The 26,907-nt window shown below is 73.2% G+C and carries 27 protein-coding genes and 1 pseudogene; 15 read left to right on the top strand and 13 right to left on the bottom strand.

Annotated features, from left to right (window positions below; all coding sequences use genetic code 11):
- Positions 1-173: 173 nt before the first annotated feature.
- Positions 174-2,003 carry a serine/threonine-protein kinase gene (locus tag ACZ60B_RS12125; protein WP_469385910.1) on the bottom strand — a complete coding sequence of 610 codons (1,830 nt, stop codon included), beginning with the start codon at positions 2,001-2,003 and terminating at the stop codon, positions 174-176.
- Between the two features lie 83 nt (positions 2,004-2,086).
- Between ACZ60B_RS12125 and ACZ60B_RS12120 the strand changes: the two genes are divergently transcribed.
- Complete coding sequence (locus tag ACZ60B_RS12120) at positions 2,087-2,701, top strand: nucleotidyltransferase family protein (RefSeq protein ID WP_469385909.1); 615 nt, start codon at positions 2,087-2,089, stop codon at positions 2,699-2,701.
- A 198-nt stretch (positions 2,702-2,899) separates the two neighbouring features.
- The gene (aceB, locus tag ACZ60B_RS12115; RefSeq protein WP_469385908.1) at positions 2,900-4,525 is read left to right on the top strand and encodes a malate synthase A; all 1,626 of its coding nucleotides are present in this window, start codon (positions 2,900-2,902) and stop codon (positions 4,523-4,525) included.
- Between the two features lie 13 nt (positions 4,526-4,538).
- On the opposite strand, the gene ACZ60B_RS12110 is transcribed toward aceB, so the two are convergent.
- The 4 genes from ACZ60B_RS12110 to ACZ60B_RS12095 form a co-directional block, all read right to left on the bottom strand.
- Positions 4,539-4,814: an Rdx family protein gene (locus tag ACZ60B_RS12110; RefSeq protein WP_469385907.1), complete on the bottom strand. Its 276-nt coding sequence runs from the start codon at positions 4,812-4,814 to the stop codon at positions 4,539-4,541.
- Positions 4,811-5,725 (bottom strand): HipA family kinase, encoded by a 915-nt coding sequence (locus ACZ60B_RS12105; protein ID WP_469385906.1) that lies wholly within the window; start codon positions 5,723-5,725, stop codon positions 4,811-4,813. The genes ACZ60B_RS12110 and ACZ60B_RS12105 overlap by 4 nt, the downstream gene beginning before the upstream one ends.
- Before the next feature lie 141 nt (positions 5,726-5,866).
- Complete coding sequence (locus tag ACZ60B_RS12100; protein ID WP_469385905.1) at positions 5,867-6,076, bottom strand: DUF4287 domain-containing protein; 210 nt, start codon at positions 6,074-6,076, stop codon at positions 5,867-5,869.
- A gap of 203 nt (positions 6,077-6,279) precedes the next feature.
- A complete protein-coding gene (locus ACZ60B_RS12095) occupies positions 6,280-7,911 on the bottom strand; it encodes an IucA/IucC family protein (protein WP_469385904.1) in 1,632 nt (543 codons plus the stop codon).
- A gap of 103 nt (positions 7,912-8,014) precedes the next feature.
- On the opposite strand from ACZ60B_RS12095, the gene ACZ60B_RS12090 reads away from it, so the two are divergent.
- The 3 genes from ACZ60B_RS12090 to ACZ60B_RS12080 are packed head-to-tail and all read left to right on the top strand — an operon-like array spanning position 8,015 to position 11,697.
- Positions 8,015-9,610 carry an IucA/IucC family protein gene (locus ACZ60B_RS12090; protein WP_469385903.1) on the top strand — a complete coding sequence of 532 codons (1,596 nt, stop codon included), beginning with the start codon at positions 8,015-8,017 and terminating at the stop codon, positions 9,608-9,610.
- Between the two features lie 9 nt (positions 9,611-9,619).
- Positions 9,620-10,882: a VWA domain-containing protein gene (locus ACZ60B_RS12085; protein ID WP_469385902.1), complete on the top strand. Its 1,263-nt coding sequence runs from the start codon at positions 9,620-9,622 to the stop codon at positions 10,880-10,882.
- Positions 10,882-11,697, top strand: a complete 816-nt coding sequence (locus ACZ60B_RS12080; RefSeq protein ID WP_469385901.1) for a hypothetical protein — start codon at positions 10,882-10,884, stop codon at positions 11,695-11,697. Before ACZ60B_RS12085 ends, ACZ60B_RS12080 begins: the two co-directional genes overlap by 1 nt.
- 91 nt (positions 11,698-11,788) lie before the next feature.
- Here ACZ60B_RS12080 and ACZ60B_RS12075 read toward each other — a convergent pair whose 3' ends face one another.
- Positions 11,789-12,526, bottom strand: coding sequence for a winged helix-turn-helix transcriptional regulator (locus ACZ60B_RS12075; RefSeq protein ID WP_469385900.1), 738 nt, complete (start codon positions 12,524-12,526; stop codon positions 11,789-11,791).
- Positions 12,527-12,613: 87 nt separating this feature from the next.
- On the opposite strand from ACZ60B_RS12075, the gene ACZ60B_RS12070 reads away from it, so the two are divergent.
- From ACZ60B_RS12070 to ACZ60B_RS12050, 5 genes are all read left to right on the top strand, one after another.
- Complete coding sequence (locus ACZ60B_RS12070) at positions 12,614-13,822, top strand: pyridoxal phosphate-dependent aminotransferase (RefSeq protein ID WP_392614866.1); 1,209 nt, start codon at positions 12,614-12,616, stop codon at positions 13,820-13,822.
- 18 nt (positions 13,823-13,840) lie between these two features.
- The gene (locus ACZ60B_RS12065) at positions 13,841-14,440 is read left to right on the top strand and encodes a histidine phosphatase family protein (protein WP_392614869.1); all 600 of its coding nucleotides are present in this window, start codon (positions 13,841-13,843) and stop codon (positions 14,438-14,440) included.
- A gap of 49 nt (positions 14,441-14,489) precedes the next feature.
- Positions 14,490-15,197 (top strand): hypothetical protein, encoded by a 708-nt coding sequence (locus ACZ60B_RS12060; protein WP_469385899.1) that lies wholly within the window; start codon positions 14,490-14,492, stop codon positions 15,195-15,197.
- Positions 15,198-15,257: 60 nt separating this feature from the next.
- Entirely contained in the window at positions 15,258-15,683 is a 426-nt protein-coding gene (locus ACZ60B_RS12055; RefSeq protein WP_469385898.1) for an acyl-CoA thioesterase, read from the top strand.
- Between the two features lie 383 nt (positions 15,684-16,066).
- The gene (locus ACZ60B_RS12050) at positions 16,067-16,819 is read left to right on the top strand and encodes a chitosanase (RefSeq protein WP_469385958.1); all 753 of its coding nucleotides are present in this window, start codon (positions 16,067-16,069) and stop codon (positions 16,817-16,819) included.
- A 73-nt stretch (positions 16,820-16,892) separates the two neighbouring features.
- Here ACZ60B_RS12050 and ACZ60B_RS12045 read toward each other — a convergent pair whose 3' ends face one another.
- From ACZ60B_RS12045 to ACZ60B_RS12020, 6 genes are all read right to left on the bottom strand, one after another.
- Complete coding sequence (locus ACZ60B_RS12045) at positions 16,893-18,272, bottom strand: 8-oxoguanine deaminase (protein ID WP_469385897.1); 1,380 nt, start codon at positions 18,270-18,272, stop codon at positions 16,893-16,895.
- A gap of 103 nt (positions 18,273-18,375) precedes the next feature.
- A complete protein-coding gene (pucL, locus tag ACZ60B_RS12040) occupies positions 18,376-19,338 on the bottom strand; it encodes a factor-independent urate hydroxylase (RefSeq protein ID WP_469385896.1) in 963 nt (320 codons plus the stop codon).
- Between the two features lie 6 nt (positions 19,339-19,344).
- Positions 19,345-19,743 carry a hydroxyisourate hydrolase gene (gene uraH, locus ACZ60B_RS12035; RefSeq protein ID WP_469385895.1) on the bottom strand — a complete coding sequence of 133 codons (399 nt, stop codon included), beginning with the start codon at positions 19,741-19,743 and terminating at the stop codon, positions 19,345-19,347.
- Positions 19,740-20,258 (bottom strand): 2-oxo-4-hydroxy-4-carboxy-5-ureidoimidazoline decarboxylase, encoded by a 519-nt coding sequence (uraD, locus tag ACZ60B_RS12030; protein WP_469385894.1) that lies wholly within the window; start codon positions 20,256-20,258, stop codon positions 19,740-19,742. Before uraD ends, uraH begins: the two co-directional genes overlap by 4 nt.
- 176 nt (positions 20,259-20,434) lie before the next feature.
- Entirely contained in the window at positions 20,435-20,803 is a 369-nt protein-coding gene (locus tag ACZ60B_RS12025; RefSeq protein ID WP_469385893.1) for a helix-turn-helix domain-containing protein, read from the bottom strand.
- Complete coding sequence (locus ACZ60B_RS12020; protein ID WP_450664968.1) at positions 20,800-21,051, bottom strand: hypothetical protein; 252 nt, start codon at positions 21,049-21,051, stop codon at positions 20,800-20,802. Before ACZ60B_RS12020 ends, ACZ60B_RS12025 begins: the two co-directional genes overlap by 4 nt.
- Before the next feature lie 143 nt (positions 21,052-21,194).
- On the opposite strand from ACZ60B_RS12020, the pseudogene ACZ60B_RS12015 reads away from it, so the two are divergent.
- The 4 genes and pseudogenes from ACZ60B_RS12015 to ACZ60B_RS12000 form a co-directional block, all read left to right on the top strand.
- Positions 21,195-22,040: pseudogene (locus ACZ60B_RS12015) on the top strand (TIM barrel protein); the annotation flags it as partial.
- 68 nt (positions 22,041-22,108) lie between these two features.
- Positions 22,109-23,023 (top strand): 2-hydroxy-3-oxopropionate reductase, encoded by a 915-nt coding sequence (locus ACZ60B_RS12010; RefSeq protein WP_469385892.1) that lies wholly within the window; start codon positions 22,109-22,111, stop codon positions 23,021-23,023.
- A 155-nt stretch (positions 23,024-23,178) separates the two neighbouring features.
- Positions 23,179-23,421 carry a hypothetical protein gene (locus tag ACZ60B_RS12005; protein WP_469385891.1) on the top strand — a complete coding sequence of 81 codons (243 nt, stop codon included), beginning with the start codon at positions 23,179-23,181 and terminating at the stop codon, positions 23,419-23,421.
- Between the two features lie 118 nt (positions 23,422-23,539).
- Positions 23,540-24,172: a TIGR04222 domain-containing membrane protein gene (locus ACZ60B_RS12000; protein WP_469385957.1), complete on the top strand. Its 633-nt coding sequence runs from the start codon at positions 23,540-23,542 to the stop codon at positions 24,170-24,172.
- Between the two features lie 19 nt (positions 24,173-24,191).
- Here ACZ60B_RS12000 and gcl read toward each other — a convergent pair whose 3' ends face one another.
- Positions 24,192-25,976 carry a glyoxylate carboligase gene (gcl, locus tag ACZ60B_RS11995; RefSeq protein WP_469385890.1) on the bottom strand — a complete coding sequence of 595 codons (1,785 nt, stop codon included), beginning with the start codon at positions 25,974-25,976 and terminating at the stop codon, positions 24,192-24,194.
- Positions 25,977-26,215: 239 nt separating this feature from the next.
- Here gcl and ACZ60B_RS11990 point away from each other — a divergent pair, with 239 nt between their 5' ends.
- Positions 26,216-26,878: a hypothetical protein gene (locus tag ACZ60B_RS11990; RefSeq protein ID WP_469385889.1), complete on the top strand. Its 663-nt coding sequence runs from the start codon at positions 26,216-26,218 to the stop codon at positions 26,876-26,878.
- Positions 26,879-26,907: the final 29 nt, after the last annotated feature.

Below are 26,907 nucleotides of genomic sequence, written 5' to 3'. Positions count from 1 at the left end.
AGTCCTCCCCCTCACCCGCGCCCCGCACCCCACACCCGCGCCCCACCGTCCCCGCCGCGCGCCCCGCGCCTGGTACCCGGTCGGGGCGGGCGCCCAGTTAACGCCACCGGGACCCGCGTCCGCCAGTCCGATGCACCGTCAACTTCCTTTGTACGCAAAGGAGATCGAATGGTTCAGAGCGCGCTGTGCCAGACCTGCACATCGAGGGTGACGTACCGGCTCGGGTCGGACCGCGGGGAGATCCCCTGGTAGGTGACCAGCCCGACGTCCCCGGCCCCGCCGAGCACACAGAACTGCTGCCCCTTGACCAGGGTGTCGGTGGACAGGTGCAGGGCGTACCGGGTCTCGGTGCGGCAGGTCTCCAGGGTGCCCTTCTGCGTCCGGGTCAGCAGGATGATCCTGGCGTCCGTCTGGATCCAGTCGAGGTCCGCGTAGTACTCGATGTCGACGGGGGTGTCGTCACCGGTCGGCCGCAGCGTGTCGTCGCTCAGCGTCAGGTGATAGCCGCTGGTGACGTCGATGCCCTTCCGGTCGAGGTCCGGCGCCGCGCCCGCGTCCACGGTGCGGCTCGGCGAGGCGGTCGGCTCCGGGCTCCCGTCGGTCCGCCCCTCTTCGCCGGCGGGCGTCGTGCTCTGGGCCGCCGGGCTCCGGGAGTGCCCGGTCCCCTGGGCCGCCGGGGTGTCCTCGTCCCGCCGGCCGTCCTGCGTCAGGACGTACGCCGTCCCGGCCCCCGCGGCCGCGAAGACGAGGACCCCGGCCGCCGCGGCCGCGACGAGACGGGCCCGGCGACGCCCGGGAGGCGCAGCGGCCGTCGGAGCGCCCGTCGGAGCCGCCACCGGAGCCGCCGCCGGGGCGGCCGGCACGGTGGGTGTCCGGTGCACGTCGGCGGACCGGGCGGCAGCGACCGGGCCGAAGCCCTGCGGAGGCGCCCCGGGCGCGGCGCCGGGAGCCGGCGGGGCGACCGGGGTCGGCGGTACGACAGGGACTGGTGGTGCAGTAGAGGCCTGCGAGGCGACAGGGGATGGTGGTGTGACAGGGACCGGTGGTGCGAGCGGTGGGGCAGGGGCGGCCGCCTGGGCCGGGATGTCCGCGGCCACCGCGCCGGGCAGCCACTCCTGCGGCCGGCGCAGCACCGTCTCCGCACCGGCCGCCCGGCACAGCGCGACGACGTCCGTGACGGAGGGCCGGACCACGGGGTCCTTGGCGAGGCAGCGGGTGACGAGCTCCCGTATCTCCCCGGGCAGGGCGGAGAGTCCGGGTTCCTCGTGGACGATCCGGTACAGCACGCCGTGCCCGGTGCCCTCACCGAACGCGGGGGTGCCGAGCGCCGCGTAGGCGGCGACCTGGCCGAGCGCGAACACGTCGGTCGCCGGGGTGATCTCGCGCCCCGCGGCCTGCTCGGGGGCCATGAAGGACGGGGTGCCGACGGTGACGCCGCTGCCGGTGAGCGCGGTCGCGTCCGCGGCCCGCGCGATGCCGAAGTCGATCACCCGGGGACCGTCGGAGGCCAGCAGCACGTTCGACGGCTTGAGATCGCGGTGCACGATGCCCGCCCGATGGATGACGTGCAGCGCCTCGGCGATCCCGGCGACGAGCAGCAGCACCGTGGGCACCGGCAGCGGCCCGTGCGCGGCGACCGCGTCGGCCAGCGAGGGGCCGGGCACGTAGGCCGTGGCGAGCCAGGGCCGCGGGCCGTCCGGGTCGGCGTCGATCACGGGCGCGGTGTAGAGGCCCTGGACCCGCTGGGCGGCGTCGACCTCGCGCCTGAAACGGCGCCGGAACTCGGGGTCCTCGCTGAACTCCGGCCGGATCACCTTGACCGCGACGGCCCTGCCGCCGGGCGTGTACGACAGATAGACCCTGCCCATGCCGCCCGCGCCGAGCCGCGCGGAGAGCCGGTACCCGGCGACCGTCTCGGGGTCCCCCGCCTCCAGCGCGCCGAAGACTCCCCCGCGCGCCGCCGTGCCGTCCGCCGAGTCCAACTCGCGCTCCCCAGTACCCACTTCGCCCCCGGTGCTCCTACGGTGTCCATGAAACCCCATACGCCGTCCCGGCCTCCACCCGCGTCCTGCGGTATGCAGGGTCCATGACGACATCTCGGACGGCGCCCCGCCCGCCGGTGGTCGCGGGTCTGCTGCTCGCCGCGGGCGGTGGACGGCGGCTGGGCGGACGCCCCAAGGCCCTGCTCACGCATCACGGTCGGCCGCTGGTGGAGCACGCGGTCCAGGTGCTGCGGTCGGCCGGTTGCCGGCGCGTCCACGTGGTCCTGGGGGCGCAGGCGGACACCGTACGGCGGCAGGCGGAGCTCGGCGGCTGTGTGCTGGTGGACAACCCGGAGTGGGAGCGGGGCATGGGCACCTCGCTGCGGGCCGGGCTGGCCTCGCTCACCGGAACGGACGCGGAGGCGGCGCTGGTCTCGCTCGTCGACCAGCCCGGCATCGGCCCGGAGGCGGTACGGCGGGTCCTGGCCGCCCACCGGGACGGCGCGTCTCTCGTCTCGGCCGCCTACGCGGGCGTACGCGGCCATCCCGTCCTGTTCGGGTCCGGCCACTGGGCGGGCGTCGCCGCCGCCGCGACCGGGGACCAGGGGGCGCGCGCCTATCTGCGGGAGCACGCGGCGGCGGTGACGCTCGTCGAGTGCGGGGACGTGGGCCGGCCGTACGACATCGACACGGAAGCGGACCTGGTCCACCTCGAGTGAGCGGGGCGTGCGGGACGGCACCGCGCGCGCCGGCCCGCCTCGACGCCGAACGCCGCGACATCAACAGAACATTGAACTTCCGTGATGAGGAAATTAGTATCCACTGATCAAAAGCGTCCGGCCGCGTCCCCGACGCCGTCCGCCTCACCCGGCTCGACCGGCACCCGGTGCCACGCCCGCTGAAGGAAGTGACAGCTCATGTCCGCACCAGCGCCGTCCCCGCTGGCCATCGTCGACGCCGCACCGCTGCCCCGGCAGGAGGAGGTCCTCACCGACGCCGCGCTCGCCTTCGTGGCCGAGCTGCACCGGCGTTTCACACCGCGCCGGGACGAGCTCCTCGCCCGCCGGGCGGAGCGCCGCGCCGAGATCGCCCGCACCGCCACGCTCGACTTCCTCCCGGAGACCGCCGCGGTCCGCGCGGACGACTCCTGGCGGGTGGCCCCGGCCCCCGCGGCCCTGGAGGACCGGCGGGTGGAGATCACCGGCCCGACCGACCGCAAGATGACGGTCAACGCGCTCAACTCCGGTGCCCGGGTGTGGCTCGCGGACTTCGAGGACGCCTCCGCGCCGACCTGGGAGAACGTCGTCCTCGGCCAGCTCAACCTGAGCGACGCCTACGCCCGGACCATCGACTTCACCGACGAGCACACCGGGAAGTCGTACGCCCTCAAGGCCGCCGGGGAACTCGCCACCGTCGTGATGCGGCCGCGCGGCTGGCATCTGGACGAGCGTCACCTCGTCGACGCCGAGGGCACCCCGGTCCCCGGCGCGTTCGTCGACTTCGGGCTGTACTTCTTCCACAACGCCCGGCGGCTGCTCGACCTCGGCAGGGGACCGTACTTCTACCTCCCGAAGACGGAGTCCCACCTGGAGGCCCGGCTCTGGAACGACGTGTTCGTCTTCGCGCAGGACCACCTCGGCATCCCGCAGGGCACGGTCCGCGCCACCGTCCTCATCGAGACCATCACGGCGGCCTACGAGATGGAGGAGATCCTCTACGAACTCCGTGACCACGCCTCCGGGTTGAACGCCGGCCGCTGGGACTACCTGTTCTCGATCATCAAGAACTTCCGGGACGGCGGGCCCCGGTTCGTGCTGCCGGACCGCAACGCCGTGACGATGACGGCCCCGTTCATGCGGGCGTACACCGAACTCCTCGTCCGCACCTGCCACAAGCGCGGGGCGCACGCGATCGGCGGCATGGCGGCGTTCATTCCGTCGCGGCGCGACGAGGAGGCCAACAGGATCGCCTTCGAAAAGGTCAGGGCCGACAAGGACCGTGAGGCGGGCGACGGTTTCGACGGGTCGTGGGTGGCCCACCCGGACCTGGTGCCGATCGCCCTCGCCTCCTTCGACGCCGTGCTCGGCGACCGCCCGAACCAGAAGGACCGGCTGCGCGAGGACGTTCACGTCGAGGCGGCCGACCTGATCGCCGTCGACTCCCTCGACGCCAGGCCGACGTACGCCGGGCTGGTCAACGCCGTCCAGGTCGGCATCCGTTACATCGAGGCCTGGCTGCGCGGCCTCGGCGCGGTCGCCATCTTCGGCCTGATGGAGGACGCGGCCACCGCCGAGATCTCCCGCTCGCAGATCTGGCAGTGGATCGACGCGGGCGTGGAGTTCGAGAACGGCGAGAAGGCGACACCGGAACTGGCCCGCAAGGTCGCGGCGGAGGAACTGTCCGCCGTCCGTGCGGAGCTCGGCGAGGCGGCCTTCGCCGCCGGTCACTGGCAGCAGGCGCACGACCTGCTGCTGCGGGTCGCCCTCGACGAGGACTACGCCGACTTCCTGACCCTGCCCGCCTACGAGCAGCTCCAGGGCTGAGCGCCGCCCGTCCTCACCTGTCCGAGTGGCCCAGGGACCGGCCCGGGGCCACTCGGTCGCGCACCGCCTTCTTGACCTCCGCGGGCTCCGGGAAGCCCTGCTCGCTCCGGTCCCACACCACCTCGTCGTTCACCCGCACGACGAACACCCCGCCCGTGCCCGGCTTCAGCGCCAGCTCGGTCAGCTCGGCCTCGAAGGTGGTCAGCAGCTCCTGCGCCAGCCAGGCGGCCCGTGGCAGCCAGCGGCACCGGGTGCAGTACTCGATCTCCACCCGCCGGACGTCCGTCATTGCAGATGCACCGACCAATCCTGTTCCGCGGCCGGCTTGCCGTGCAGATCGGGGACCGTCTTGAGCCAGTCCGGCCGGCCTCGCCGTGTTCTCTCCGCCCGCCGGGCCTCCTCGCCGGCGAGCTCCTCCCCGCTGGGGAAGTCGGTGGGCAGCCAGGCCGCGGAGGCCCGCGCCCGGGCGTGGAGATGATCCACGTACGCCTCCCGGGCCTCGTCGGGCGTGGCGAACTCCGGGTCGTCGGCCAGCCAGGCGTCGGGGACCTCGGCGACGATCCGGCGCAGCAGTTCCCCGGTCACCGCGGGGGCCAGCTCGGCGTCGGCCGCCCGGGTGTCCGGCGCGTACCGGCCGAGGGCGTGGTGGCGGAAGTCGTAGGCCTTCTGCGGCGCCGCCGAGTCCCAGCGGTGGTGGAAGACGAGCGCGGCCCCGTGGTCGATCAGCCACAGCCGCGGGGGGACCGTGCCGAACGTGGGCCAGACCATCAGGTTGGAGCTGTGCACCGTGCGGTCGACGTTCACCGTCAGGGCGTCGAGCCAGACGATCCGGCCCGCCTCCACCGGGTCGACGTCGAACGTCCCGGCCACGTCGGGCGTGAAGTCCTCGGCGCCCGGCAGATAGTCCATGCCGAGGTTGACGCCCCCGCTGGCGTCCAGCAGGTCACGCACCTCCTGGTGCGGTTCGTCCGCGCCGAGCCCCGGGTCGAAGCGCACCAGGACCAGTTCGGGGAAGCGCAGCCCGAGGGCGCGGGCCAGTTCGCCCACGATCACCTCGGCGACCAGCGCCTTGCGGCCCTGCGCGGCGCCGGTGAACTTCACGACGTAGGTGCCGAGATCGTCGGCCTCGACGACGCCGGGGACGGAGCCGCCGGACCGCAGGGGCGTGACGTAGCGGGTCGCAGTGACCTCTCTCAGCATGTTCTCGGGCCACCCGACCTTTCAGCCTCTCGATCCACGACCGGCTCCCGGCGTGCACACTCCGAGAGTCTGCCACTGATCGCGACGGAGGACTCCGGCGGCCGAAGCCGCGGCCCTCGCCTGTGCGGCGCGGCGGCCGTCTCAGCCGGTCTTCTCGGCGAGGGTGTACGCGACGAGCGCGTTCGCGTGACCGTGTCCCAGACCGTGCTCGGCCTTGAGCCAGGAGACGAGCTCCATGTGCCTGGTCAGCGGCGAGGTACGGATCAGGTCCTGCCACTCGGCGACCGGTCGGCCGTACTTCTTCTCGATCGAGGGGAAGTAGCTGGCGGGGCCCTTCACGGGTGCGGTCATGTCGGTCGTGTCCTCTCCGTCGGCCGGTCCGGCTGCGCCGGGGCGCCGGTCCTGTGCGCTGTCGTAGGGATGACCGGCGGGAGGAGAAGAAATGATCGCCCCGCCGAAGTGAACTGAGTCACACACACCGTGATGCCGACCCCTCCCTTCCCCTCGAACATGAGGGGGTGAGCATCCACGCCACGCCCGGCCGTGTCCGTGGCTCATCCGGCCAGCGGGTTGGGCAGCGGCAGATAGCGGGCGTCGGCGCCGTCCGCACCGGTCCAGCGCAGCAGCAGGTTCGTCTTGCCGGGCAGGGTGGGCGAGGCGAGCAGGGCGCCGATCTCGGCCAGGTCGTGGCGGGCGAACTCACGGCGGGCGGCCGGCCAGGGGTCGAAGCCCGGGTGGCGCTCGGCCAGCGCGCCGGCGATCTCGGTGAGGTGGTTGACCACCAGGCAGTAGACCAGCCGCTCCCAGCCTGCCTCCCGGGACACGTCCGGCAGCAGTTTGACGCCCTCGGCGTCCCGGAACAGCGCCTGCACCGGAGTGCCGTCCGCGTCGACCGCGACCAGGGTGTTCTGGAGGTGCGCCTCCAGTACGACGCCGTGGTCGGCGAAGGCCGCGAGGGCCGGGGGGACGACCGCGCCCAGATAGGCCTCCCACCAGGCCCCGGGGTCCTTCGCGCCGTCCAGCGGGCTGCCCGCGAAGCCCTCGGCCAGGGCCGCGGCGAGCAGCGGCGTGGCGCCGGGGAGCAGGTGGTCGCGCAGCCCGTCGCGGACCAGGACGGCCAGTTCCTCGAAGGCGAAGGCGGCGGTGCGGTAGCCGCGGTCGCCGAGCCAGGCCGCGGGTCCCTCGACGGCCGCCAGTGCGTGACCGGCCACCGTGTCGGTCCGGCGCAGTTTCAGCAGGTCGTGACGCCACAGCCGGCGGATGTCGTTGGTGATGCGGACGTCCAGGCTGAACTTCAGGAAGAGGTCGCGCTCCGGGCTGTACGTCGTGCGGATCGCGGCCGTGGGCCAGACCTCGGAGGCGGTCGTGCCCAGCCGGATCAGCCGGCCGTCGGCGAAGGCGGGAGCGAGGTCGTCGCCGACCAGGTCGAACTGCCAGGGGTGCGCGGGCAGCAGCCGGTAGCCGGGCGGGGCCTCGCCGAGGGTGTCCAGGGCCGCGGTGTCGCCCTCCTCGACGACCAGGTCCTCGCGCACCCCGAGCAGGACGAGCGGGAAGCGGGCGTGCGCCTCGGGGGCGTACGGCAGCCAGCCGGCCACCGGGCCGCCGCCGCGCGCCTTCGGGGCCGGGTGGTGCGGGTGGCCGGTGACCAGGGACTGCTCGGAGCGGAGGTAGGGGTCGTCGGGCGGGGTGGCGGCGGCGCGGGCGGTGAGCAGCGCGGCGACCGCGTCCCGACTGTCGATCATCTCGGCGGGCAGTTCGTGGTTGGACAGCCCGGTGTGCCGACACAGCTCCTCGGCGACGAGTTTGACCAGTTCCGCGTGGTCGAGGCGGTGCCAGGCACCCGCCGCGTAGACCTCGGGTTCGGCGGGCCGCCGGGTTCCGCGCACCCTCAGCAGCCGGTCGCCGCCGGGCAGGCGGTACACCGGGCGCTCGCCGGGATCGGCGGGGTCGGCGGGGTCGCCCAGCGGGCGGGCCACCTCGCGCAGGAGGCAGTTGAGCAGGGGGGCGGCCGCGTAGGCGTCGGCCGGGTCGGTGCGGCCGCCGCGCGACACGCCGACGGGCGACACGCCGGACCGCGGGGCGGCGGGCGGGGCGGCGCCGTCATCGGCGGGCACGGCGGTGTCGCCGCCACCGGGCCGGGCGGCGTCGTCGTCGGCGTGCGGGGGCAGGAGGTCCACGCGATCCACTCGTTCCCTACGGTCCGTCCGGACGGAGATGATCAGTATCCCTGGTGCCACCGCCTGCCTTGACCGACCAGTCGTACCCCACTCGTACCCGAGGAGCCCGAGCGTGTACCGATCATCCAGCGCCGAGGACGCGGTCGCCGCCGGACTGGCCGCCGCGCGTCCCGGCCTCGTGGCGCGGTTCACGGCCGAGCTGCCCGGCGCCCGCGCGGCCGTCCTGACCCGGTTGTGGCGCGCGCTCGCCCATGAGCCGCTGCCGTGGATCGTGCGCCGGGAACCCGGCGGCGACGGTCTCACCCTGCGGCTGTCCGACGGCCGCCGGCTGCACGGTCCGGCCCCGGACCCGTACGCCACCGCCGCGTACGTCACCTCGGTGGAGCTGGAGGGGGTGGCGCACGACCGCCCGGAGCGGCTGATCACCGCGCTCGGTGTGCCGAACGGCGCGGCCTTCGCGGCCGAACTCGACGACAGTGTCGCGTCGTTGGCCCTGTCCCGGGCCGGGCAGCCGGACCGCCCCGCCGCGCGGCGGACCGGCGGTCGGCCCGCGGACGAGCCGCAGGCGGACGAGTGGCCGACGGACGAGTGGGAGTGGGAGCAGCGGGTGGTCGACGGGCATCCCTACCACCCCAACTGTCGCTCCCGGCCCGGTTTCTCGGTCACCGAGCAGCTCGCGTACGGGCCGGAGCACCGGCCGCTGGTGCGGCTGGGCCTGGTGCCGGTGGAGGCGGACGAGTGCCTGGTGACGGGCGATTGGCCGGACTGGCTGCGGGACGGGCGGCGGACGGTGCTGCCGGTGCACCCCTGGCAGGCGGCGCATGTGCTCAAGCGGGCGGGCGACACCGGGCTCGACGCGCATCCGCTGATGTCGCTGCGCACCCTGGCCGTGCCCGGCGGTCCGCACGTCAAGACGGCGCTCAGCGCCCGGCTGACGTCCTCGGTCCGGGACATCTCCGTCCGGTCCGTCTCGTTGTCCGCGGTCCTCTCGGACTTCGGGCAGGAGCTCGCGGCGCGCACGGACGGCCTGCTGCACGTCACCCGCACCCTGGGCGCGGCCACCGCCCACTCGCCGGACCTGGCGGCCGTGCTGCGGGAGTCACCGGGCGCGTACGGGGCGCCGGGCGAGCACGTGGTGCCGGTGGCCGCCCTCGCGACGACCGGTCTGCCCCGGTCGCCGGGCTGGCTGGCGGACTTCACCCGGCTCGCGCTGACCGTCGGGCTGCGGCTGCTGGAGCTCGGTGTCGCCCTGGAGGCGCACGGCCAGAACCTGCTGGTGGTGCTGTCGCCGACGGGCGCGCCGCTGCGCCTGGTCTACCGCGACCTCGCCGACATCCGGGTCGGCCCGCTGCGGCTGGCCCGACACGGCGTCCCGGCCCCCGCGTTGACCGGGCGGACCGTCACGGACGATGTGACGACCCTGCGGCGCAAGCTGTTCGGCTCGCTGGTGGCGGGCTCGCTGGCCGCGACGGCCGGATCGGCGCCGGCGCTGCGCGGGGCGCTGGAGCGGGTCGTACCGGATCTGCCGCGCACCGCGGATCTGAAGGCGCTGCTCGAAGAGCCACTGCCGGTGAAGGCGTTGACGCTGATGCGGCTGTCGCCGGGAGTGGCCGGGGACCAGTGGGCGCGGCTGCCCAATCCACTGGACCCGGAGCCGGGGCGGCGCGGGACGGACCCCGCTTTGTGGCGGGAGCCGTCCGGTCAATAGGATCCGCCGATGATCAGAACACAACGGCTGGCGGTAGGGATCTGCGCCCTGCTCGCCGCGTTCACGGTCGGGATAGCGTTCCCTGCCGGAGCGGTCGCCGACGAGACCACCGCCGACGCACCGAAGGTCGACCTCGTTCTCGATGTGAGCGGGTCGATGCGGGCCAACGACATCGACGGCAAGTCGCGGATGGCCGCGGCGAAGCAGGCGTTCAACGAAGTGCTGGACGCGACGCCCGAGGAGGTCCAGCTCGGCATCCGCACGCTGGGCGCCAACTACCCCGGCGACGACCGCAAGACGGGCTGCAAGGACACCGCGCAGCTCTACCCGGTCGGCCCGCTGAACCGGACCGACGCGAAGACGGCGGTGGCGACCCTGTCGCCCACCGGCTGGACGCCGATCGGCCCCGCCCTGCTGAAGGCCGCCGACGACCTCGACGGCGGAACCGGTTCCAAGCGCATCGTGCTGATCAGCGACGGCGAGGACACCTGCGCCCCGCTCGACCCGTGCGAGGTGGCCCGCGAGATCGCGGCCAAGGGCGTCGGCCTCACCATCGACACGCTCGGCCTGGTGCCGAGCACCAAGCTGCGCGCGCAGCTGAGCTGCATCGCCGAGGCGACCGGCGGGACCTACACCTCGGTGGAGCACGCCGACGAACTGACCGACAAGGTCAACCAGTTGGTGGACCGGGCGGCCGATCCGGTGGTGACGCCGGTCGCCACGGAGGGCGCGGCGGCGTGCTCCCAGGCGCCGACCCTGAAGTCCGGTCTGTACACCGACCGTGAGGAGTTCGGCCAGGAGCGCTGGTACCGGGTGGACGTCGACCCCGGCCAGGAGCTGCGGGCTTCGGTGAGCGTGGCGGCCGACCGGGCCGTGAACCCCGACTACGGGGTGCTGCTGCGGGCGGTGACCGTGCACGCCCGGGAGATCGTGCGCGGCGAGGCCGCGGGCAACGGCCGTACGGACGTCGTCTCGACCGGCCTGCGTTACCCGAAGGCCGAGAGCGACGAGGACGACGCGCCCGCCGAGACGGTGTGTCTCCAGGTCACCAACTCCTTCTCCGCCGCCGCCGGGGTGAAGGCCACGCCCGGTATGCCGCTGGAGCTGACCATCGACGTCGTGGACGGTCCGTCCGGGGCGAGCGACGTGGCCTCCTTCGGCCTCGGCCGCGGCTGGTGGCTGCTCGGCGCGCTGATCCTGGCCGGCTTCCTCGCCGGTGTGCTGTGGGGCTGGCTGTCTCGCTGGCGCGTCGCGGTCTGGAGGACCAACTGATGCGAATCACACGTGCGCTGAGCCTGGCGCTGCTGACCCTCGGACTGGCCGCGGGCCCCGCGGCGGCCGACTCCTCGCCCTCCGCGAGCCCGACCGACGACGCCAAGGCGCCCACCACGGCGGGCACTTCGTTCCGCACGGCGACCGAGGTCGAGCAGGGCGTGACGGCCACGGCGAGCGGCTCCGCGGGTGACTACCTGTACTGGTCGTTCCCGGCGGACGCCGGACAGCGGCCCACCGTCAAGGCGACGGTGAAGCTGCCGGACACCCACGCGGGCCAGTCCTGGCAGATCGACGTGTACGACGGTCTGCGCCGCCGCCAGGCCTGCCAGTACGGGGCGCAGACGCGTACCGCCCAGCCGGGCTCGGCCTCCGTCGAACTGGCCTGCACGATGCGCACGGTGCGCGCCTGGACCGAGCCGTGGGACGACGCCCCGCTGCCCGGCACCTACTACGTCCGATTGACGGTCGTGGGCCTGAAGACGGCCGACCTGGGTCTGCCGGTGAGCGCCGAGATGTCGGTGGAGTCCAAGGACATCGGCGGCGCGGCCGCCGTGGACGGCTCGCTGTCGGAGGCCCTGGTGCCGGGGATCGCGGTCACGTCCAAGAAGGACGAGTCGGACGACTCCGACGGCTCGGCGAAGTCGGCGGTGCTCTCCAGCATCGAGCCGGACGACGGCTGGTCCTCCGGCTGGTGGTCCGACCGCTGGGTGTGGACCGCGGTGGGCGGCATGCTGGCCGCGCTCGCGGGCATCGGCGGGTACGCGCTGACCCGCGGCCACGGCCGCCCGCGCAACGTGCCACCGGGCGTCTGACGCCCGTGCCCTCCGGGCCGGTCCCGGCCGCCTCGCGCGCCGGGACCGGCCCGTTCGCCTTTCACCCGGGAGCCGCCGCCGGGTCGACCGGTCAGACCGGTTCGGCCGGTTCAGCCGCTTCAGTCAGCTCGGCCGGTTCAGCTGCTTCAGCCGGTTCGGCCGGTTCAGCTGTTCCAGTCGGTTCGGCCAGTCCGGACAGTTCCTTGGCCAGCGGGCCGTCGCCGCCCACCTCGGCCCGCCCCTCGCGCACCGCCTCGGACAGGGTGAGCAGCCCCCGGGCCATGGCCTCGCAGGTGGCGGTGTCCAGGACCAACAGCGCGTCGGGGCCGACGGGCGCGGGTCCGTCGCCGTACACCGGCCCGTCCGCGTCGCCGTCACCCGCGTACAGGTGGAACCTGCCCTCCTCCAGCCCGACTTCGAGGACGCCCCGGGCCGCGGGGACCTCCCGCAGCGCCCGCAGCAGCGGGAGCGCGAACCAGTGGGCCCGCACCGCGTCGGTGGGCCGCCGCTCCCCCAGCTCCCCCTCGCCCCACGCGCCCAGCGCCTGGAGCACCGGACGCAACCCGCGGCCGTGGGGCGTGAGTTCGTAGACGTACACGGCGCCCGGCGGGGGCAGCCGACGGCGGGTGGCCAGGCCGTCGCGCTCCATGTCCTTCAGCCGCGAGGCCAGTACGTCCGTGCTCACGCCCGGCAGGTCGGCGTGCAGGTCCGTGTAGCGGCGCGGGCCGGCGAGCAGCTCGCGGACGATCAGCAGGGTCCAGCGGTCGCCGACGACGTCGAGCGCGCGGGCGGCGGAGCAGTACTGGTCGTAGCTTCGGCGAGGTGGCATGCGACGCAGTCTAGACATGTTGTTGGACTTTCCAAGCTCACACTTGGTAAAACCAAGCAACACCAGATACCCGAGAGGCGGCGGCGCATGGAGTTCCGGCAGTCGAACAAGCTCAGCGAGGTCTGCTACGAGATCCGCGGTCCGGTGATCGAGCACGCCAACGCCCTGGAGGAGGCGGGTCACAGCGTGCTGCGCCTGAACACCGGCAACCCCGCGCTGTTCGGCTTCGAGGCGCCGGAGGAGATCCTCCAGGACATGATCCGGATGCTTCCCCGGGCCCATGGCTACACGGACTCGCGCGGCATCCTCTCCGCCCGCCGCGCGGTCGCGCAGCGCTATCAGGACCGGGGCCTGGAGGTCGACGTCGACGACGTGTTCCTCGGCAACGGCGTCTCCGAGCTGGTCTCCATGGCCGTACAGGCGCTGGTGGAGGACGGCGACGAAATCCTCATCCCCGCCCCGGACTTCCCGCTGTGGACGGCCGTCACCACCCTGGCCGGCGGCAAGGCGGTGCACTACCTGTGCGACGAACAGGCCGACTGGTACCCGGACCTGGACGACATGGCGTCGAAGATCACCGACCGCACCAAGGCGGTCGTGATCATCAACCCGAACAACCCCACGGGCGCGGTCTACCCCAAGGAGATCGTCGAGGGCATCCTCGACCTGGCCCGCCGGCACGGCCTGATGGTCCTCGCCGACGAGATCTACGACCAGATCCTGTACGACGACGCCGTGCACCACTCGGCCGCCGCGCTCGCCCCCGACCTGGTGGTCCTCACCTTCTGCGGCCTGTCGAAGACGTACCGGGTGGCGGGTTTCCGCTCGGGCTGGCTGGTCGTCACCGGCCCCAAGCAGCACGCGAAGAGCTATCTGGAGGGCCTGACCATGCTGGCCTCCATGCGGCTGTGCGCCAACGCGCCCGCGCAGTACGCCATCCAGGCGGCGCTCGGCGGCCGCCAGTCCATCCACGAGCTGACCGCCCCCGGCGGACGGCTGTACGAACAGCGCACCGTGGCCTGGGAGAAGCTGAACGAGATCCCGGGGGTGTCGTGCGTGAAGCCGAAGGGCGCGCTGTACGCCTTCGCGCGCCTGGACCCCAAGGTGCACCGGATCCACGACGACGAGAAGTTCGTCCTGGACCTGCTGCTGCGGGAGAAGATCCAGGTGGTCCAGGGCACCGGGTTCAACTGGCCCGCCCCCGACCACTTCCGCATTCTCACCCTCCCCCACGCGGACGACCTGGAGGCGGCCATCGGACGGATCGGACGGTTCCTGAGCGGGTACCGGCAGTAGGCCTCATACCCTGGCGGCATGGGTGATCTTTTTATCGTCCGGCACGGTGAGACCGAGTGGTCCCGGTCCGGACGGCACACGGGCCGCACCGACGTCCCGCTGACCGAGCGCGGCCGGGAGGAGGCGCGCCGCCTGATGCCGCTGATCCGCTCGCACCGCATCGGCGCCGCGTTCGTCAGCCCGCTCCAGCGGGCGCGGGAGACGGCCGAGCTCATCGGTCTGCACGACGTGCGGATCGACATGGACCTCCAGGAGTGGGACTACGGCGCGTACGAAGGGGTCACGACCGTCGAGATCCACCGCACCCGGCCGGGCTGGTTCCTGTTCACCGACGGCGTGCCGGCGGGCCCGCCCGAGCATCCCGGGGAGACCCCCGAGGAGGTCGGCGAGCGCGCCGACCGGGTGCTGGCCAAGGTGGACGCCGCGCTCGCCAACACCGAGGGGTGCGTCGTGCTGGTGGCGCACGGTCACCTCCTGCGGGTCCTCACCGCCCGCCGGCTGGGACTGCCCCCGGCGGACGGCGCGCTGTTCCAGCTCGCGACGGGGGCGCTGAGCCGACTGAGCACGGAACACGGGCGGCCGGTGCTCGCCGGCTGGAATGTCAGACCCCACCCGTAGCCTTCGAGTGGGTCGCCCCGCGGCCCGTGGGCCGGGGAGGGAGCCTGCCGTGACACGACCGCCGACCGCCGCCCAGCGGCGGGTCATCGACGCCGCCGAGCCCGTGACCGGACGGCTGCGGGGCACGCAGGCGCAGCTCGCGGCGCTGGTGCGACACGGGCTGGCCTTCCGACACCCGCGGCCGCCGCACGACCACTTCCTGACTCCGGCCGGGCACCGGATACGCGAGACGGCCGAGCCCGCACCGCAGGCGGCGGACCCGGCCGGGAACCGAGCCGGGCGGACGGCGGACCGGACACCTCAAGGGCCGTCGTCCGGGGCTCCCGCGGACGACGGGGTGTTCGCCGCGCGGGTCGGCGGCGAGGACCGGCCGACGGGGCCGGACGGGCCGGACACCGCCGCGGGCCGCGCGCGGGCGCGCGAGGTGCACAGCGCCTGGCAGGGCCTGCTGGAACTGCGCCGGATGACCAGTCCGGGCGGCGCCACGGAGCTGCCCTGCGGCTGGGAACGGGCGCATCTGGTGCGGGCGGCCGCGCTCGCCCTGGAAGCGGCGGGCCACCGGCCGGCGGGCCCGGACACGGCCGGCTACCGGGTGCGCGCGACCCCGCAGCCGGAGGCCGTCGCCGTGCACGAGCCGGACGCCGAGGCCCTGCGGGCGTGTGCGCTCACCCTGGAGAAGGCGGGCTGGCAGACCGGCGAGCACACCGACCCCCGGACGAGGGAGCGCTATCTGCTGGCCTCCCCGCGCCGGGCCTGACGCCCGTGCCAAGATCGGCTCACCCGGCACCGACGAGCCCGACGACGTGAGGGAGAAGCAGTGAGCGAGCCGTTTTCCGTCCAGGTGACCGTCCGCGGTTACGAGACGGACGTACAGGGCCACCTCAACCAGAGCGTGTACCTCAACTACGCGGAGCACGCCCGCTGGTCGTTGCTCAAGGCGGCCGGCATCAGCCAGTCGGGGCTGGTGGCCAAGGGGGTGGGCCCGGTCGCGCTGGAGACGACCATCCGTTACCGGCGAGAGCTGCTGGCGGGCGACGAGGTCGAGGTGACCTGCGCGTTCACCTGGGGTGAGGGCAAGACGTTCCGGATCGAGCAGACGATCCGCCGGACGGACGACGGCACGGTGGCCGCCGAGGTCACGGGGGTCGGCGGACTGATGGACCTCAAGGAACGCAGGCTGGTCGCGGATCCGCGCGAGCGCTTCCGGGCACTGGCGGCGGACCCGGCCCTGTTCGGCCTGTGAGCCGCACCGGGCCGCCCGGCCCTGCCGCCCGGTGAACGCCTGCCGGTGTTCCTCGGCCCACTGGCGGTAGGTGCGGGCCGGGCGTCCCAGCAGTTCGGGCACCTCACCGGCGACCACCGCGTCGCCGCCCCGGCGGCCCGCTGTCCGGCGGACGCCGGTGGGGGGCGGACGCCGGTGGGGGCGGGGACAGTCGCCGAGAACTGTCACGAATCCGACTGTTCATATGTTCTTCCGCTTACGGTGATTTCCTACGGCCGTCCCCACGCGTTCCCCAGTCGGTGTGCACCAGACCGCCTCTCACAGCGACCCCCTTTGGAGACGACGTGCCGATCTTCCGCAGAATCGCCGCCCGCCGCACGCTGCTCGCCGCTCTCGGCACGGCGATGGCGACCGCCGGATGGGCCTCGGCCGAGGCCGGCGCCTCGCCGAGAGGGCTCGACGACCCGGCGAAGAAGGACCTCGCCATGCGGCTGGTCTCCAGCGCGGAGAACTCGTCCCTGGACTGGGAGGCGCAGTACGGGTACATCGAGGACATCGGCGACGGCCGCGGCTACACCGGTGGCGTGATCGGTTTCTGTTCCGGCACCAGCGACATGCTGGCCCTGGTGGAGCTGTACACGGAGCGGGTCCCGGACAACGTCCTGGCCGGGTATCTTCCCGCGCTGCGCGCGGTGAACGGCAGCGGTTCCCACACCGGCCTGGACCCCGGCTTCCCCGCCGCCTGGCGCACGGCGGCCAGGTCGTCCGCCTTCCGCCGGGCCCAGCGCGACGAACGCGACCGCGGCTACTTCGACCCGGCGGTGGCGCGGGCCAAGCAGGACTGCCTCGGCACGCTCGGCCAGTTCGTCTACTACGACGCCATGGTCATGCACGGCCCCGGCACGGACGCCGCCAGCTTCGGCGGCATCCGTGAGCGGGCCCGGCAGCACGCGGTCACCCCCGCGGACGGCGGCGACGAGACGACGTATCTGAACGCGTTTCTCGACGCCCGGGTCCGGGCGATGAAGCAGGAGGCCGCGCACAGCGATGTCAGCCGGGTCGAGACGGCCCAGCGCGTGTTCCTCCGCGAGGGCAATCTCGGGCTCGCCACACCGCTCAAGTGGAAGGTGTACGGGGACAGTTACGAGATCGGCTGAGTCGGTCGCCGGCGCGGACGAGGGGTGCGGCGGCTGCCGTACCCCTCGTCCGTCCGGCCCCGGGCGGCTGGGCTCAGCCCTGGGCCGTGATCCGCGCGAGGCGCTGGGCCTCGGTCCGGGTGGAACGGGCGATCGCGTCCTCGTCGACGGTCAGGAGCCGTCCGTCCTGCACGATCTGACGGCCGTTCACGAACGACGCGGTGACCGGGGCCGCGGCTCCGAACACCAGCGCGGTCACCGGGTCGGCGATGGAGGCGTGGGCGATCGTGTCGAGCTTCCACAGCACCAGGTCGGCCAGCTTGCCGGGCTCCAGCGACCCCGTCTCGGCCGCCCGGCCCAGGACCCGGGCGCCCCCGTAGGTGCCCAGGCGCAGTGCCTGACGGGCGTTCAGGGCGGCCTCGCGACGGGCGCCGAGGCGGTTGATGAGCAGCGCGTTGCGCAGTTCGGTGTGGAGTTCACCGGACTCGTTCGACGCGGTGCCGTCGACGCCGAGACCGACCGGGACACCGGCCGCGAGCATGTCGGGGACCCGGGCGATACCGGCCGCCAGACGGGCGTTGGAGGACGGGCAGTGCGCCACGCCCGTCCCGGTACGGGCGAAGGCGGCGATGTCGGAGTCGTTCATGTGGACGCAGTGCGCCATCCACACGTCCTCGCCGAGCCAGCCGGTGGACTCGAAGTAGTCGGTCGGGCCCATCCCGAACAGCTCGTGGCAGAACTTCTCCTCCTCGACCGTCTCCGAGCCGTGCGTGTGCAGGCGCACGCCCTTGTCCCGGGCCAGCTCGGCGCCCTGGCGCATGAGTTCGGTGGAGACGGAGAAGGGGGAGCAGGGCGCCACGGCCACCTGCGTCATCGCGTCGAAGGAGGCGTCGTGGTGCTCGTCGACGGTCCGTGCGGTGGCGGCGAGCGCGTCGTCGAGGGTCTCGACGGCGAAGTCCGGGGGCAGTCCGCCGTCCTTCTCGCTGCGGTCCATGGAGCCGCGGGCGAGGGTGAAGCGGACGCCCGTCTCGCGGGCGGCCCTGATGACGGCGCCGGACAGGTCGCCGGAGCCCTCGGGGTAGACGTAGTGGTGGTCCATGGCGGTGGTGACGCCGCCACGGGCCATCACCGCGAGCGAGCCCTGGGCGGCCGCGTACACCATGGGCTCGTCGATGCGCGCCCAGGTCGGGTACAGCGCGACGAGCCAGTCGAAGAGGTTGTGGTCCGTCGCCAGGCCGCGGGTGATCCACTGGTAGAAGTGGTGGTGGGTGTTGATCAGCCCGGGGGTGACCAGGTGGCCGGTGGCGTCGATGCGGCGCACGACGTCCTCCAGGCCTTCCGGGGCCCGGCCCGCGCCGACCGCCTCGATGCGGTTGCCGGCGATGATCACGTGTCCCGAGGCGTGTTCCGTGTCGTCGGCGTCCACGGTCGCGATCGCGCAGTTGTCGATGACGATGCGCTGGGCATCTGCCATGGTTCGTCCTTTTCGCTCTGGGGAGGGCACGGCAGGACCCTAGGAGATCCCGGCGCCACGGACCGGGACCGACGCCGGGAAGCGCCGGGGACACCCGGGTGGGTCAGAGGTTGGTGAGGTCCACCGGTATGCGCGGCTCGCAGCCGTCGCGCAGCACGGTGGCCTCGATCAGGCCGTACGGGCGGTCGGCCGCGAAGTAGACCTCGTTGTCGTTCTTGAGGCCGAACGGCGCCAGGTCGACGAGGAAGTGGTGCTGGTTGGGGAGCGAGAAGCGGACCTCGTCGATCTCGGCGCGGTTGTCGATGATCCGCGCGCCCATCCGGTAGAGGGTCTGCTGGAGCGAGTACGAGTACGTCTCCGCGAACGCCTGGAGCAGATGCCCGCGGACCTCCGCGTACGACGTCTCCCAGGAGGGCATGGGGTCCGCGTCGTCGCTCCAGCCGAACCGCCAGCGGGCGGCGACCTTGGTGGCCAGGATGCGGTCGTGGGCCTCCGGCAGCGTCGTGTACTTGTCCTTGACGTACCCCCAGAACTCCGAGTTCGTCGAGTTCAGGACGGTGAGGTCCTTCAGTCCCGAGACGACCTCCCACGACGAGCCGTCGTAGGTGATCTGGGCGAGGCGCGTCTCCCGGCCCTGGCGTACGAAGGAGTGCCGGGGCCGGTCGGCGCCGCCGCTCCCGGCACCGCTGCCGGTGGCGGCGTCGTCGGAGGTCTCGATCCGGTCCCAGGCGTACTCCTCGATCCGGACGCGGGCGGTCCTGATCGCCTCCTGGCTGGTCACGAAGTGCCGGGCCAGGTGGATGCCGAACTGCTCGGCCGACTCGACGCCGTGCTCCTTGGCGAACGCGTACACCGTGTTCTTGGTGGTGTCGGTCGGCAGGACGTTGGCGTTCGAGCCGGAGTAGTGGACCTCGTCCATGTCGCCGGAGAGCGCGACGGAGACGTTCAGGTCCTTGATGTGGTGGGTGGCGCCGTCCCGCGTGATCTTCACGACGCGGGTCTCGGCCTTGCCGTACTGGTTCTGACCCAGCATCACCGGGCGGCCGGGACGGGAAACTTCTGTCATCTTGCGCTAGCTCCCTCGGTAAACGGAGTAGCCGAACGGGTTCAGCAGCAGCGGTACGTGGTAGTGCTCGCCGGGCTGCACGGCGAACGTGATCGTCACCTCGGGGAAGAACGCAGCACCGTCCCGAGGCGCGGGGGCGTCCTCGCGCGCATCGGCTCGCTCTGCCGCGGTCCTCTCGAAGTACGGCTCCACGGCGAAGTCGAGCCGTACGTGGGTCGTCCCCTCCGGCAGGGCCGGCAGGTCCTTGCACCGCCCGTCCGCGTCGGTCGCGGAGCCGCCGAGCGCCCGCCAGTCGGCGGCGCGCCCGTCGCGGGCGGCGATCAGGACGGCGACGCCCTCGGCGGGGCGGCCGACGCTGGTGTCCAGGATGTGCGTGGACACCGAGGCGGTGGTACCGGTGCTCATGCCGGGTCGGTCCCTTCGGCGAGGCGGGCCAGTCGGATGCGGTTGATCCTGCCCAGTTCGGTGCGGACGATCTCCCGCTCCAGCTCCGGCGGGTTGCCGAGCCGCCGCCGGAGCGCGTCGCGCAGCTGCTCGCCGGTACGTCCGGTCGCGCAGATCAGGAAGACATGGCCGAACCTGTCCTGGTAGGCCAGGTTGAGTGCGAGCATCTCCGCCTTGAGCTCCTCGGCGGCGTCGGCCATACCGCGCTGTTCCCGGGCCGAGGTCGGATCACCCGGCGCGGGACGGCCGATCGGCGGGTGTCCGGCCATGGCCTGCGCCAGGTCGGCCGCGGTCAGTGCGGCCGTGGCGGTGTCGTTGGCGGCGTAGAGGTCTTCGGCGGTGGCGTACGGGCGGGCGGCGAGCAGCCGGCCGGCCCATGCCGTGGAGGCGCACACCTCGTGGAGGGCGGCCAGGGCCTCGTGTTCCCCGAGGACGTTGAACCGGGCCAGACCCGGGGACGCGGAAGTCGAAGTCACGGGAGCCTCCGTAGCCGGATGCGGTCTGCCGGGCCGGACGCGGCCTTCGTGCGGTGCGGACTGCCGTCAGCTAACGCCCTCCGCGAGACAGCGTCAACACTTTGTTGAAAATTCTGTGTGACAACGCCGGTCGACGGCACGGAGCGACGGCGACGGCGGTCGGCCAGGAGCGGACTTCAGCCCTGCTTCTCGCGGTTGAGGTAGTTGTAAATCGTGAAGCGGCTCACCCCGAGCGCGCCCGCCACGGTCTCCACGCCGTGCCGTACGGAGAAGGCGCCGCGCGCCTCCAGCGTCCGTACGACCTCCTGCTTGGCCTTGCGGTCCAGGTCGGCCAGCGGCCTGCCCATCCTGCGCTCCATGGCGGCCAGGATGTGGTCGAGGGAGTCGGCGAGCTGGGGCAGGCGCACGGCGACGGCGTCGGCGCCCTCCCAGGAGAGCACCACGTCGTCGGGGCCGGCCTCGTCGGGCGGGAGTATCTCGCCGCCGATGGCGTCGACCAGCGGCTTCACGGCCGCGATGAAGGCCCCCTCCCCGGCCGCGGTCATCCTTCGCCCTCCCCGACCACGTTGACCTGGAGCGAGATCCGGGTGGCACCGGCCGCCAGGGTCCTGCGCAGCACGGCGTCCACGGCCGTGAGCACCGCGTCGGCGCCGCCTTCCGCCGTGTTGCCGAACGGGCCGACGTCCACGGTGTCCAGCGCGGCGCCCTCGACGACCTCGCGGGCCACCAGCGCGTGCGCGGGAGCCTCCTCGAGATCGAAGGGCTCGGTCGTGAACTCCACTCTCAATCGCACGCGCTCAACCTAACGCGCGGTACCGGCTTTGACCGACCCCCTCTTGACATGCAATGAGGACCGACGGCAGTCTTTCATAAAGCAGAAAGATAATTCCACGATACGGAATCACCTCTGGCTGGTGGAAGGGAGTGCCGAGCCTCATGCCGGGTCATGGCGCGCACACGGCCGCAGAGCGGCGCTTCAGCGTGAATCTGTCGATCCTGTTCACGGAGCTCCCGCTCCTGGAGCGTCCCGCGGCCGCCGCCGCGGCCGGTTTCACCGCGGTCGAGCTGTGGTGGCCGTGGGCCGACTCCCCCGCTCCCCGGCGGTCCGAGCTCGACGCGCTGGGCGAGGCGATCGAGGGCGCGGGCGTCCGGCTGACGGGCCTGAACTTCTACGCCGGGCGGCTCCCCGGCCCGGACCGCGGCGCGCTGTCGGTGCCCGGCGCGGAGTCGGAGCGGTTCCGCGCCAACGTCGAGGTGGCGGCGGACCTCGCCGGAGCGCTGGGCTGCGGGGCGCTCAACGCCCTGTACGGCAACCGGGTCGACGGCGTGACCGCGGCCGAGCAGGACGCGCTGGCGCTGGAGAACCTGGCGCTCGCGGCCGCCGCGGCCGACCGGGTCGGGGCGATCCTGCTGGTCGAGACCCTCAACCGGACGGAGTCGCCCCGCTATCCGCTGGTGAGCGCGCGGGCCGGCGTCGAGGTCGTCGACCGCGTCAACCGGCTCACCGGCCTCGGCAACGCACGCTTCCTGATGGACCTCTACCACCTGTCCATGAACGGCGAGGACCTCCCGCGGGCGATCGAGCGGTACGCGTCGGTCACCGGCCATGTGCAGATCGCCGACAACCCCGGCAGGGGCGCGCCGGGCACCGGCGGCCTCCCGCTCGAGGACCTCCTTCGGCGGCTGCGGAAGGCCGGTTACGAGGGCTGGATCGGCCTGGAGTACAAGCCGGGCGACCGTCCGAGCGCCGAGGCCTTCGGATGGCTGCCGCCCGGGGCCCGGGCGGCCCGCGGGCCGGTCCGCCGACCGGCCCGCCCCAGCAGAGCAGCGGCCAGAGAGGCACCCACACCATGACCAGTCCCGCAGACCCCGCCCGCCAGGACCGGCCCTCGATCGCGTGGATCGGCCTGGGCATCATGGGCTCCCCGATGTCCGAGAACCTGATCAAGGCGGGTTACGACGTCACCGGCTTCACCCTGGAACAGGACAAGCTGGACCGGCTGGCCGCCGCGGGCGGCACCGCGGCCGGCTCGGTCGCCGAGGCCGTCCGGGACGCCGACGTGATCATCACGATGGTGCCCGCGTCCCCCCAGGTCGAGGCCGTCGCGTACGGGCCGGACGGCATCCTGGAGAACGCCCGGCCCGGCACCCTGCTCGTCGACATGTCGTCGATCACCCCGGGGACCTCGGTCGAGCTGGCGCGGGCGGCGGCGGCCAAGGGCGTCCGGGTGCTGGACGCCCCCGTGTCCGGCGGCGAGGCGGGTGCCGTCGAGGCCGTGCTGTCCATCATGGTCGGCGGCGACCAGGCGGACTTCGACGCGGCCCGGCCGGTCTTCGAGGCGCTGGGCAGGACCGTCGTCCGGTGCGGCCCGCACGGCTCCGGGCAGACCGTGAAGGCCGCCAACCAACTGATCGTCGCCGTGAACATCCAGGCGTGCGCCGAGGCCGTGGTGTTCCTGGAGAAGTCCGGCGTGGACCTGGCGGCGGCGCTGGACGTCCTCGGCGGCGGGCTGGCCGGCTCGACCGTGCTGACCCGCAAGAAGGACAACTTCCTCGGCCGCGACTTCAGGCCGGGTTTCCGTGTCGACCTGCACCACAAGGACATGGGGATCGTCACGGACGCGGCCCGCGCCGTCGGTGCCGCCCTGCCCGTCGGCGCCGTGGTCGCCCAGCTCGTCGCCAGCCTGCGCGCCCAGGGCGACGGCGGCCTGGACCACTCGGCCCTGCTGCGCGCCGTCGAGCGCCTCTCCGGCACCCAGGTCTGACGCGCCCCGGGACTCCCGGCGGCACCGTCGCCACCACGGTCCCGGCCGGCCGGCCCGCGGCGCGGCCTCGTACCGCGTCCGTGGCCGTGGCCGTGTCGGTGTCCGGCGGAGGTTCCCGGAGTGCGGATCCGCCCCGCCCGCAGCAGCCTGAAGGCATGACGCATCCACCGACGGAGTTCCCGCACATCGTGGTGCACGCCCCGGCCCTGGACGGCTCCCGGCGGGTCACCACGGGCGACCAGACCCTCGGCATCGCCAGCCATCTGGACGATGTCATCGAGATCCTGCGCATGGCCGACCTGGACCGGATCGAGGTCGAGGAGAGCGATCTCATCGAGTGGCAGGGCGGCGGCCCGGACGACTGGCCGGGGCTGTCGGAGCACGAGCCGCAGCCGTGACGACGCGTACGGACGACGATTGCGGACGTACGACTGAGGGCGTACCCGGGCTACGCAATCCTCAAATCATCCTCTGAACACGGCCACCTAGGCTTCAACCGGCCCCGCGAGCGGGCACATTCTTCTCACGCGGGGCCTGCCGGCACGGGGGCGGCGGGCCCCGCGACGGGGGTCTGCCATGGACAGTGCCGCGCCGAGCCGGCTGGAACCGCACGCGATCGCCCTGCTGCGCGGCGGTCCCTGCGCCGCCGTCACGGTGGCCGTCCTCTCGCTGCATCTGCGCGGTGCCGTCGGGCCCGGCCGGGTGGGCACGATGCGCACCACCGGCCCGGCCGCGGACCGTTCCCTGCCGCCGCTCACCAAGGCCGTGCACGCCGCGCTCTACCGACCCGCGGGCCTACGGCAGTTGCTGGACCGGCAGGCGGTGCGCCGAGCGCTCACCGGGCTGCGGGACGAACTCAGGACCGCCGGGCTGCTCCGTACGTTCCCGCCCGGTCGCACCCGCGCCGGCCGCCGCACCCTGAAGGCCCTGCGCGCCCGGCACCCCATGCCCGCCCACGATCCGGGGCTGCCGGTGGAGGACCAGCTGCTCGCGGTCGCCCTGTACGGCGACCCGGCGCTGACCGGGCTCGCGCCGCGGTTCACCCGGGAGGCGGGCCTGACCGGCCGGGGCGGGACGACCGAACGGGACCTGCGGCAGTCCTGGGGCAGCGGCAGCGGGGGCGACATCACCGGCTGCGGAACGGCGTGAGCCCTTCCGCGCCGCTCCCTCAGACCTTCAGCGTCCGGATCGAGGTCGGCGCGTGTCCGGGCTCGGTCGCGATCTCCTCGAACTCCACGACGTCACCGATGTCGTTGGTCGTCGACATCGCGATGTTCGTGACGCGCTCCACGATCACCTCGACGACGACGGGCACGCGGTGCTCCGCGGCGAGCTTGCGGGCCTGTTCGAAGGCGGCGCCCAGGCCGCCCGGGTCGGTGACCCGGATCGCCTTGCAGCCGAGCCCCTCGGCGACCCTCACGTGGTCGACGCCGTAGCCGCCGAGTTCGGGCGCGTTGATGTTCTCGAACTCCAGATTGACCTGGAAGTCGATGTCGAAGGCCCGCTGCGCCTGCCGGATCAGGCCCAGGTAGGCGTTGTTCACCAGGACGTGCACATACGGGATGCGGTGCTGGGCGCCGACGGCCAGCTCCTCGATCAGGAACTGGAAGTCGTAGTCCCCGGACAGGGCGACGACGGACGCCTCCGGGTCGGCCCTGGCCACGCCCAGCGCGGCCGGGACGGTCCAGCCGAGCGGGCCCGCCTGGCCGCAGTTGATCCAGTGCCGGGGCCGGTGGACGTGCAGCAGCTGCGCACCCGCGATCTGCGCGAGGCCGATGGCGCTGACGTACCGGGTCTCCGGGCCGAAGACCTTGTTCATCTCCTCGTAGACGCGCTGCGGCTTGATCGGGACGTCGTCGAAGTGGGTACGACGTTGCAGCCGTGCCCGCTTCTCCTGGGTGGCGGCTGCCCAGCCGGAGCGGTCGGGCAGCCGGCCGGCCGCCTTCAGCTCCCGCGCCACCTCGACGAGCAGACGCAGGGCGGCCCCGGCGTCGGAGGTGATGCCGAGGTCGGGGGCGAGGATCCGGCCGATCTGGGTGGGCTCGATGTCGATGTGGACGAACGTCCGGCCGGCCGTGTAGACGTCGAGCCTGCCGGTGTGGCGGTTGGCCCAGCGGTTGCCGATGCCGAGGACGAAGTCGGATTCCAGGAAGGTCGCGTTGCCGTAGCGGTGCGAGGTCTGGAGGCCGACCATGCCGGCGTTCAGTTCGTGGTCGTCGGGCAGGACGCCCCAGCCCATCAGCGTCGGCACCACCGGCGTGCCGGTCGACTCGGCGAACTCGACGAGGAGTTCGGCGGCATCGGCGTTGACGACACCGCCGCCCGCCACGATCAGCGGCCGGTCGGAGGCGTTGAGCAGTCCCATCGCCTTCTCGATCTGGGCACGGGTCGCGGCCGGCTTGTAGACCGGGAGGGGCGCGTAGGTCTCCGGGTCGAACTCGATCTCGGTGAGCTGCACGTCGACGGGGAGGTCGACGAGGACCGGGCCGGGGCGGCCGGACCGCATGAGGTGGAAGGCCTGCTGGAAGACACCGGGGACCTGGGCCGCCTCCAGTACGGTGACCGCCATCTTGGTCACCGGCCTGGCGACGGAGGCGATGTCGACGGCCTGGAAGTCCTCCTTGTGGATCACGGAGGTGGGGGCCTGGCCGGTGACGCACAGGATCGGGATCGAGTCGCCGAGGGCGGAGTAGAGCCCGGTGATCATGTCCGTGCCCGCCGGACCAGAGGTCCCGACGCAGACGCCGATGTTGCCGGGACGGGTGCGGGTGTAGCCCTCGGCCATGTGCGAGGCGCCCTCCACGTGGCGGGCGAGGGTGTGGCTGATGCCCCCGGCGGCCTCGAGGGCCGCGTAGAAGGGGTTGATCGCGGCGCCGGGGACACCGAACGCGTCGGTGACGCCCTCGCGCTTGAGGATCTCGACTGCCGCACGGGCAGCGGTCATACGGGCCATGGAGTACTCCTGCCTCGACTGCCGGATCCGCTCGACCGTCGCGCCCCGAGCGCTTCCCTCACGCTTCCGGGGATTCCGTGGATTCCACGGGTCCCTTAATTTCGTATCACGGAATTCAACTTCTGCTATCTGGAAGTAATGTAGGCGGGTGCGGCGAAGGCGGTCAAGGGACGGACAGACGGGGCCCTCCTGGAGGACGATGGGGGCCGTCCCCCCGTGATGCCGTCCTGGAGCGGGCCATGTCCGAGAGCCTGCCGGTGCGCTGCCCGGCCTGTCGGCGCGAGCACGTCTATGCCTCGCCGTCGTACCCGTGCGCGTGCGGAGCGCCGGTGGCCCCGCCGCTGGACCCGCGCGGCAAGCCCACGGCGCTGGCCCACCGGGTCTGGGAGGAACAGTGGGTCACCGTGCGGTGCGCGGCCTGCGGCAGCCGGGGCCAGTGGCCAGCGCCGGAACTGGGCTGCCCGTGCGGCACGGTGCTGCGCCTCCCGGTCGCGGCCGCCCCCGCCACCGGTGCGCCGCACCCGGTCTTCCGGCCCGCGCCCATCCGCACCGCGGTGGACGCGGTCACGGCCGCGGCCCGCTATCTGAGCGGGCTCGGCTACCGGGACATCCGCCGGGGCGAGCGACGGCCGCCGGCCGGGATCGCGCTGGCCGGCCACGGTCTCGTCGCCCAGGTGGACCCCACGGCGCGCCCGGCGCGCGTGCGGGACGTGGAGTGCCTGTGGCTGACCGCCATGGCGGAATCCTCGGCCTGCGCCTACTTCTCGCTCGCGGGGTACGCCGAGGACGCCCGCGGCCGGGCCGACGTCCTGCTCGTCCCCCTCTTCGTCCTCGACCTGCTGGGCACACCGAGGCCGGTGAACGGCCCCGCGGACCGGCTGCACGCGTCGGGGGCGCCCTGACCGTCCGGCCCGGCACTCTCCGCCACCGA

The organism is Streptomyces sp. NPDC104096 (assembly GCF_055584385.1).
The sequence above is the reverse complement of the archived record's forward strand: the minus strand, read 5'-3'. Positions and strand labels throughout refer to the sequence as shown.